The 8,227-nt window shown below is 68.9% G+C and carries 10 protein-coding genes; 8 read left to right on the top strand and 2 right to left on the bottom strand.

Annotated elements, in window-relative coordinates; genetic code table 11:
- Positions 1-163: 163 nt before the first annotated feature.
- Positions 164-841 carry a TetR/AcrR family transcriptional regulator gene (locus MXD62_RS26405; protein ID WP_248832121.1) on the bottom strand — a complete coding sequence of 226 codons (678 nt, stop codon included), beginning with the start codon at positions 839-841 and terminating at the stop codon, positions 164-166.
- Between the two features lie 101 nt (positions 842-942).
- Here MXD62_RS26405 and MXD62_RS26400 point away from each other — a divergent pair, with 101 nt between their 5' ends.
- The 7 genes from MXD62_RS26400 (at position 943) to MXD62_RS26370 (ending at position 5,374) form a co-directional block, all read left to right on the top strand.
- Positions 943-1,353, top strand: a complete 411-nt coding sequence (locus tag MXD62_RS26400; protein WP_248832120.1) for a zinc-binding dehydrogenase — start codon at positions 943-945, stop codon at positions 1,351-1,353.
- A gap of 30 nt (positions 1,354-1,383) precedes the next feature.
- Positions 1,384-1,755 (top strand): DoxX family protein, encoded by a 372-nt coding sequence (locus MXD62_RS26395; RefSeq protein ID WP_248832119.1) that lies wholly within the window; start codon positions 1,384-1,386, stop codon positions 1,753-1,755.
- Between the two features lie 16 nt (positions 1,756-1,771).
- On the top strand, positions 1,772-2,035 hold the full coding sequence (locus tag MXD62_RS26390; protein WP_248832122.1) for an NAD(P)H-binding protein: 264 nt from the start codon (positions 1,772-1,774) through the stop codon (positions 2,033-2,035).
- 12 nt (positions 2,036-2,047) lie between these two features.
- Positions 2,048-2,692: an NAD(P)H-binding protein gene (locus MXD62_RS26385; protein WP_248832118.1), complete on the top strand. Its 645-nt coding sequence runs from the start codon at positions 2,048-2,050 to the stop codon at positions 2,690-2,692.
- 89 nt (positions 2,693-2,781) lie between these two features.
- Positions 2,782-3,822 (top strand): LLM class flavin-dependent oxidoreductase, encoded by a 1,041-nt coding sequence (locus MXD62_RS26380; protein WP_248832117.1) that lies wholly within the window; start codon positions 2,782-2,784, stop codon positions 3,820-3,822.
- Between the two features lie 88 nt (positions 3,823-3,910).
- Positions 3,911-4,309: a PPOX class F420-dependent oxidoreductase gene (locus tag MXD62_RS26375; protein WP_248832116.1), complete on the top strand. Its 399-nt coding sequence runs from the start codon at positions 3,911-3,913 to the stop codon at positions 4,307-4,309.
- 195 nt (positions 4,310-4,504) lie between these two features.
- Entirely contained in the window at positions 4,505-5,374 is an 870-nt protein-coding gene (locus tag MXD62_RS26370) for a siderophore-interacting protein (RefSeq protein ID WP_248832115.1), read from the top strand.
- 499 nt (positions 5,375-5,873) lie between these two features.
- Here MXD62_RS26370 and MXD62_RS26365 read toward each other — a convergent pair whose 3' ends face one another.
- Positions 5,874-7,475 (bottom strand): aldehyde dehydrogenase family protein, encoded by a 1,602-nt coding sequence (locus MXD62_RS26365; RefSeq protein WP_248832114.1) that lies wholly within the window; start codon positions 7,473-7,475, stop codon positions 5,874-5,876.
- Here MXD62_RS26365 and MXD62_RS26360 point away from each other — a divergent pair.
- Positions 7,435-8,097, top strand: a complete 663-nt coding sequence (locus tag MXD62_RS26360; RefSeq protein WP_248832113.1) for a TetR/AcrR family transcriptional regulator — start codon at positions 7,435-7,437, stop codon at positions 8,095-8,097. The two genes, MXD62_RS26365 and MXD62_RS26360, sit on opposite strands and share 41 nt — an antisense overlap.
- The last annotated feature ends 130 nt before the right edge of the window (positions 8,098-8,227 follow it).

The following is an 8,227-nucleotide window of genomic DNA, read 5'->3' as shown; positions in this document are numbered from 1 at the left end:
CTTCCTCGGGTTCGTCTGCCTCGCTGCCGCGATCACCTGCTGGAAGAAACTCCCGCACTCGACGTGAGACACGCTCTTAGGTCGTTTCCTTGGTCCTGTCCCACAGATGTACGACGAGGCGTGGCTGGCCTGGTCCCGTTTGTCCGGCGACACCGCCTGCTGGTCAGGATCGGTCGCGTTGGTGCCGTGTGGCGCGCAGCATCGCCTTGTACATCTGGCGGGGGCGGGGCGGGTCGGGCAGGGGCTGGGCGGCGGGGGCGGCGCAGGCTTGGAGGAGGTAGCCGACAAGCCGGCGCCAGGTGTCGGGGGCGGCGTCGGTAGTGGCGGTCAGGACACCGGCGTTGGCCATGAGGAACATCGGCATGTCCTCGGTGACGAAGTCGGCGCGGAGTTTCCCGGCGGCTTTGGCTCGTTCGACGAGAGTGGTGAAGTCGGCGAAGGCGCGGGCGCGGTCGGACTCGAACTGTTTCGCGGTGGGGAAGGTCATCGTGAGCACCGTGGTGAAGCCGCGGTCGCCGGCCTGCATGGCGCAGATCTGTTCGACGTAGCCGCAGAACCCGTGCCAGGGGTCGGGGTCGGCGAGCGCCTGCTGGGCGGCGTCGGCGTAGGCGCTCATCTTGGCTTCGAACGCGGCCGCGATCAGGTCGGCGCGGGTCGGATACCTCCGGTAGAGGGTGCCGACGCCGACGCCGGCGCGGCGGGCGACGTCCTCCATCGGCACCTCGATGCCGAGTTCGGCGAACAGCTCGCGTGCCGCGGCGACGACGCGCTGCCGGTTGCGTTCGGCATCGACGCGCAGCCCGGTGCCGCTGGGGGAGCTGGGCAGTGGCGCCGACGTCATCGTGCCTCCCTGACTGAAGTGGAAGCTACCGTCCACTTGTATGCTACGTTAGACGAGGCAAGTGGACGAAAGCATCCACTTCCGTTGCTGAGGAGATCGACGTGCGTGCTGTCGTTATTGCCGAGCAGGGGGCGCAGCCCGCGGCGACCGAGCTGCCGACGCAGAAACCGGGCACGGGCGAGGTGCTGGTGCGGGTGGCGGCGTCGTCGGTGAACGGGTTCGACCTCGCGGTCGCCGGCGGCCTCGTGGCCGGGATGATAGAGCACCGCTTCCCGCTGGTGCTCGGGAAGGACTTCGCGGGCACGGTCGGCTTCGGCGCCGACCAGCACCCGGCGGCCACCGCGGTCATGGCCAACCCGACCGGCACCACCCTGGACCGGCTCGCGGGCGACGTCGCCGCAGGCCGCCTGCGGGTTCCGGTCGCCCGCATGTACCCACTCGCAGAGGTGCCCGCGGCGTTCGGTGACTTCGCCGGCGGCACGATGGGCAAGCTCGCCGTCGCGGTCGTCTGAACCGGCGCGGGACAGAGGGAGTACGCGTCGATGAACGTCTCATTGTGGATTGTCCAGGGGTTACTGGCAGCCGCGTTCGCTCTCGCGGGAGTGGGGAAGGCCACCCAGCCGAAGGACAAGCTGGTGGGCCGCCTGCCCTGGGTCGAGGACTTCTCGCGGAACACGGTGCGGTTCATCGGCGTCGTGGAACTGTTGGCCGCGTTCGGGCTGGTCCTGCCTCGGGCCACCGGGATCGCGTCGGTCCTCACACCGTTGGCCGCGACCGGCCTCGCGGTCACCATGGTCCTGGCCGCCGCGACCCACGTCCGCCGGCGGGAGCCGTCCGGGGTCGCGGTCAACGCCGTCCTGTTCGCGCTCGCCGTGTTCGTCGCCTGGGGCCGATTCGGTCCCTACGGCCCCTGAGCAGTACCTCGCCGAACTGCGGAAGACCGGCCTCGCTCCCGCCGAGGTCACCGCCGCCGGCCGTAACCAGGAGGTCCTCGACGCCCTCGCGGCGGAGGGATTCCGCGCCGCCCGCGTGGAACTCGCCGAGCCGGCCCAGATCCGCGACGCGGTGGCGGGACACGACCAGGTGGAGCACATCTCGGGCAAGGACCCCGACCAGCTACAGCAGCACCGCCACATCGTCGATGCCGCCACGGCCGCCGGACTGCGCCACACCAGGCCCCGACGGGTCCAGTAAGGAATCCGCTTCATGAACGTCGCCGTCTTCGGCGCCACTGGCGCCATCGGGCAGATTGTGGTCGTCGAGCTGCTGCGCGCCGGTCACAGCGTCACCGCCTACGCGCGCAACCCCGCCAAGGTCCCGCCCTCCTGGCCGGAGAAGAACGTGCAGTTGGTCGTCGGTGAGATCACCGACGCGGCCGCCGTCGACAAGGCCGTGGCCGGCTCCGACGCCGTCGTCTCCGCGCTCGGTCCCAGCATGGACCGCAAGACCACCGGCCTGCCCCTGGTCGAGGGCACCCGACTCATCATCGACGCGATGCGATGGCACGGTGTCCGGCGGTTCGTCGGCAACGGCACACCGAGCATCGTCGACGACCGCGACAAGCCCACCCTCCAGCAGAAGCTCATCGGCTTCGTAGCACGCACGTTCCTGCCCCGCGCCTACCGGGAACTGCTCGGAGTGTCGGAGATCATCATGGGTAGTGGGCTCGACTGGACGATCGTGCGTTTCATCGCGCCCAGGAACGGCCCGGCCCGCGGGGTGCGGCGCCAGGGGTTCTTCGGCACCGACAAGATCGGCATAAAGGTCACCCGCGCGGACATCGCCGCGTTCACTGCCGCGCAGATCACCGATGACCGCTACGTCAACGCCGCACCGGCGATCAGTAACTAGCCGGCGGCGGACGGCCGAGTCGGGGTCCTTTGCGCCGCCCGAGGGACCGGCGAGCCGCCCGTCCCAGAGTAATTTCCGAGGAGCTTGTCGTGACTTTCGAGCTCGGTGTCTACACCTTCGGCAACACCCCTCGGCTCGCCGACGGCCGACCCGGCCCCACCGCCCAGGCGGTCCGCGACGCCTTGGAAGCGATCAAGCTCGCGGACGAGGTCGGGCTGGACTTCTTCGGCGTGGGAGAGCATCACACGAGGGCGATGCCGCTGTCCTCACCGACCTCGCTGGTCAACGCCGCGGCCGCCACCACCAAGCGGATCACACTGAGCACCGCGGTGAGCGTCCTGTCGACGGACGACCCGATCCGGGTCTACCAGCAGCTCGCGACCGCGGCGTCGATGGCGCCCGGCCGGATCGAGCTGGTCGCCGGGCGCGGATCGTCGACGATCACTTTCCCGCTGTTCGACTACGACGAACACGACTACGACTTGCTCTACTCCTCCAAGCTCCAGCTGCTAATGGCGATCAACGCCGGCGAGGACGTCACCTGGCACGGCCCGCACCGGAACCGGCCCCTGCAGGGGGTCACCGTCTTTCCCCGCCCGGAACAGCCACTGAAGATCTGGCTCGGTACCGGAGGCAGCCCCGACTCCGTCTACCGCGCCGTTGAGCTCGGACTGCCGATGTTCCTCGGCATCCTCGGCGGCACGCCCGAACACTGGGCGCAGTACGGGCACGCTTACCGCCACGCGTGGGCCCAGGCCGGCCACCCCGCCGACCGGGCCGACATCGCGATCGCCGTCCACGGCTTCGTCGCCGACACCAACTCCCAGGCCCGCTCGACCTATCTCGACTACGAGCACCGCATGATGGCCGAAGGCATGGCCGAACTCGGCCGCCCCGCACCTCCGCGCGGCGCCCGCGCAGCCGACTTCGGACCAGGCGGCATGGTCTTCGTCGGCGGCCCGGGCGAGGTAGCCGAACGCATCCTGCACCTGCACCGGATGCTCGGCCATACCCGCCAGATCTTCCAGATGGACGTCGGCGGCATGCCCCACCGCGACGTCCTGCACGGCATCGAACTGCTCGGGGCCAAGGTGCTGCCCCAGATCCGCGCCGAGCTGGACACACCATGACTTCACACCCCCGCCGCCAAGCCCACCATCCATGGTCCACCCGCAACACCACCGACACCCATCCCGCCCCGTATGAGGAAGGCCGACCATGACCACGCCAGCTGAGATCCCGGCTTCGCACCTGGACCTGCTCACCCAGCCCCTGACCGCGGTGCTGTCCACGGTCGGCGCGGACGGCAGGCCGCAGTCGACCGCGGTCTGGTACCTCTACGACGGTGCGGCGCTGCGGACGTCCCTGATCAGCACCCGGCAGAAGTACAAGAACCTGCTGCGCAGTCCCGTCGCGGGCCTGTTCGTCCTCGATCCGACCAACCCGTTCCGCACCCTGGAGATCCGCGCCGACGTCGATCTGGCCCCCGACCCCGGCAAGACACTGCTGCCGCTGTTCGCCAAGCACTACGGCGTCGACGAGGCGATGCTCGACATCCCCGGCTCAGAAAGGGTCATCGCGACCCTCCGCCCCGTCCGGGTCGTCACCAACGGATGACCGAAACGGGGCCCCTGCGCGGCGTCCCACCACGCGGGCGTACAGGGGCCCGTTCCGGTCCGCTCTGAGCAGGCAGCCGGAGAGCTGTTCGCCGCTGGGCCGCGCGACGAGCAGCGCGCGTGTTCCCCGAGGGCCGCGGAGTCGGGCCCGCCCGCCCTTCACAGCCGTACTTGACGAAGAGGAGCGAAAGTCCGCATGGCACAACGCCAAGCCCTGGGAGAACGTCCGGAGGGTCGCCGGTTCCCCATCCCGCACCGCGCGACGGTCCTGCGCACCGAGCGCATCACCCCCCACATGGTCCGTGTCGTGTTCGGCGGACCCGGAATGGACCGGTTCACCTCCGGAGACTTCACCGACCACTACGTGAAACTGCTGTTCCTCACTCCCGGGGTGACCTACCCCGAGCCGTTCGACCTCGCGGTCGTCCGCGAGCGGATGCCGCGCGAGCACTGGCCGCGGACCCGTACCTATACCGTGCGGGCCTGGAACCCGCAGACACGCGAACTGACCGTCGACTTCGTCGTGCACGGCCAGCAAGGACTTGCCGGGACCTGGGCCGCCACCGCCGCGCCCGGAACCGAGATCCTGCTCAACGGCCCTGGCGGCGCCTACACCCCCAGCACCGGCGCCGACTGGCACCTGCTCGCCGGAGACGAGAGCGCGCTGCCCGCCATCGCCGCCGCCCTTCCCCGCGTCCCCGTCGGCGTGCCGGTCTACGCGTTCGTCGAAGTCGCCGGCCCGCGGGAGGAACAGAACCTGGACGCGCCGGGCGGCGTCGAGGTCCAGTGGCTGCACCGCGGCGACCGCCCCGTCGGCGCCCCACTCGTCGAAGCCGTCACCGCGTTCAAGATCCCGACAGGCACCGGACACGTCTTCGTCCACGGTGAAGCCGGCGCGGTCAAGACACTGCGCCGCGCGCTGCGCGTCGAGCGAGGACTACCCATGGAATGGCTGTCGATCTCCGGATACTGGCGGGCCGGCCACGACGAAGACCGCTGGCAGGCCGGCAAACAGAAATGGAACAGCCAGGTCGAAGCCGAGGAACAGCAAGCACTAACCTCCTGACCGCCCTCGGACGGGGACTGCCCGACGCGTGTCGGACATTCCCGGCCAGACCGGCAACTTCGTGACTGTCGGCGGCATGGGCCCTCGTTTCCCTTGATATTGAGGAAATTGGGGTGGCCGGAAAGGCAGGGGCTCGGTCGTGATCCGCGAAGGCGGCATCGCCGGGCGAGGCGAGGCCACTGCTCGAACGGCTCGGCCGCACTCGTCGTCATCAGCCTGGTCGTGGCGCTCGCGCGGGACGTTCGGCCTGTGGGCCACGGCGCGAGTCGCGTTGATCATCGCGGCCTGTCTTGGTCTGGTCCGGCTACCGTCCCGCTGGGTCGGTGCGGAGGAATTCCCCGGCGGCTGAGCCGCCGTTGGGAAGTCGTGCTGTGTCTTTTCGATCGCTCGCCGGGTGCACCGGAGGCCCTCCGGGACGAGGAGCCTCCGGTGCGGTGGCGTGTGGTTGGCCGGGGTCCGTCTCCGTGCCGTCGGACTGGGACGTCCGCATGACGCTGGTCTAGAGCGTGACGATTGGTTCGCCGTCGAGGAAGATCGCGTGCGTGTTGTAGAACGCGTCGAGACCTTCGGGGCCGAGTTCGCGTCCGTAGCCTGACTGCTTGACGCCGCCGAAGGGCACCGCGAGATCGATGGTGATGCCGTTGTTGATCGAGACGGTGCCGCTGTGGATCTTGCGGGCGACCTCGAGCGCATGCTGCTCGTCACTGCCGTAGACAGCGGCGTTGAGTCCGAACTCGGTGTGGTTGGCCAGCCGGATCGCCTCGGCCTCGTCGCGGTAGGTGAGCACCGCGGTCACCGGGCCGAAGATCTCCTCCTGTGCGACACGAGAATCAGGCGACACATTGGTGATGATGGTCGGTGAGACGTAGTAGCCCTTGTCGAACCCGGGCGCGCGACCACCGCCGACGGCGAATGTCGCGCCCTCCTGTCGGGCTGTCTCGAAGAAGCCGAGGACCTTGTCATAATGTGCCTTGTTGATCATCGGGCCGACCATCACGTCCGGGTCGGCCGGATCTCCGACCTTGACACGCGCGAACGCTTCGGCCAGTGCCCCGACGATCTCGTCCTTGCGGCTTTCCGGAACGATCAGCCGGCTCGGATCCGTGCACTGCGCGCCGTTGTTGTTGCAAACGTTGATCGGCAGCGTGTAGACGAGCCGCTCTAGATCCGCATCCGGCAGGATCACCGCCGGGGACTTGCCGCCGAGTTCGAGCGTGACCTGCTTGAGCGTGGGCGCCGCGGCCGCGGCGATCGCGCGCCCGACGGTCGTCGATCCGGTGAACGTCACCTTGTCTACGCCTGGGTGGCTGACGAGCTGCTGGCTCTGCTCAGGACCGGCGGTGAGGATGTTGATCACGCCGGCTGGCAGGCCGATCCTGAGTGCGGCGTCCGCGATGTAGCCGGCGCTCAGCGGCGAGAAGTCGGACGGCTTCATGATGATCGTGCAGCCGGCCAGGAGTGCCGGAGGGAGCTTGAAGGCGGCAAGACCGAGCGGTGCGTTCCATGGCACGATCGCGGCCACGACACCGACGGGCCGTTTCTCGATGCGCGCGGTGACGCCGGTCAGGCCGGTCCGGACCTCCTGGAGCTCGATCGAGTCGGCGAGACTTGCGTAGTAGCGCAACAGACCGGCGAAGGCCAGTGGGTTTCCGCGGGCGGCACCGACGACCAGCCCTGTCTCGGCCATCACCACCTCGGCGATGGCATCCGTGTGCTGCTCGATCTCGTCGGCGAGCGCGAGCATGTAGTCGGCTCGTTCCTTCAAGGAGAGCTGTGGCCACGGCCCCTCGTCGAACGCCGTCCGTGCGGCCCGCACAGCGGCATCCACGTCGGCACTCGACGCCAGTGCGACCCTGCCGAACCGCTCTTCCGTCGCCGGATTGATCAGCGACTCCGAGCGACCGTCCGCGCTCGGGCGCCACTCGTTGCCGATGAACAGGTCCCGCGCGACCACGGGGGCCGGTTGACCCTGCAGTGCCATGGAGAACTCCTGTAGGTAGTATTGGACGCGCTCATCCAAAATAACAGATGGAACTGTCCAGAACCAGTAGGCTGGGTACATGAGCACTCCAGAGGGCCTCACTCGCAAGGGACTGGCCACCCGTGCCCGCATCGTGGAAGCCGCCGCGGAGCTCGTCCTGGCGCGAGGCGTGAACGCGACGACGCTCGAGGACGTCCGAGCCGCAACGAGGACGAGCGGGAGTCAGCTCTTCCACTACTTCCCCGAAGGGAAGCCCGACCTCGTCAGCGCGCTCGCGCACTGGCAGACCGCGCGACTGTTGGACGCCCAACGGCCCTACCTGGACGAGCTCGACTCCTGGGAGTCGTGGCAGAAGTGGCGCGAGGCGATCACGGCCTACTACAGAGCGCAGCCCTACTGGGGCTGCCCCATCGGCTCGATGGTCAATGAGCTCGCCGGCAGCCACGACCAGGTCGCCGCGGCAGCCCAGAACGCGATGGCCGAATGGCAGCGCCTGCTCCAGGCTGGGACCGAGCGCATGATCACCGCGGGTCTGCTCCGGGCCGACACCGACGGTCAGCGGCTCGCCCGCTCGATTCTCGCGATCCTGCAAGGCGGGCTGCTGATGACCAAGACGACCCGTACCGAAGAGCCGCTCCTCGACGCACTCGACACGATCTTCCTCACCCTGCGAGCACACGCCGTCGATCCCCACGCTGAGGACGACGAACCCAAGCGGCGATCGGGGGGAGTGTCCGACTAGTTGATCGAAGACGCTCCCCCGGGAAGGTGCTGACCCTGTGGGGCTCCAGAATCCCGATTTGGGCGGTGACCTGCGTGTTTGCCTGCGGGACGGGGCCCGTCTCGGGCAGGCTGGATGCTCATGGTGTGGT

The organism is Frankia sp. Mgl5 (assembly GCF_023242985.1).
Classification (GTDB): Bacteria; Actinomycetota; Actinomycetes; order Frankiales; family Frankiaceae; genus Parafrankia; species Parafrankia soli.
This window is presented reverse-complemented; position numbering and strand designations above follow the sequence as displayed.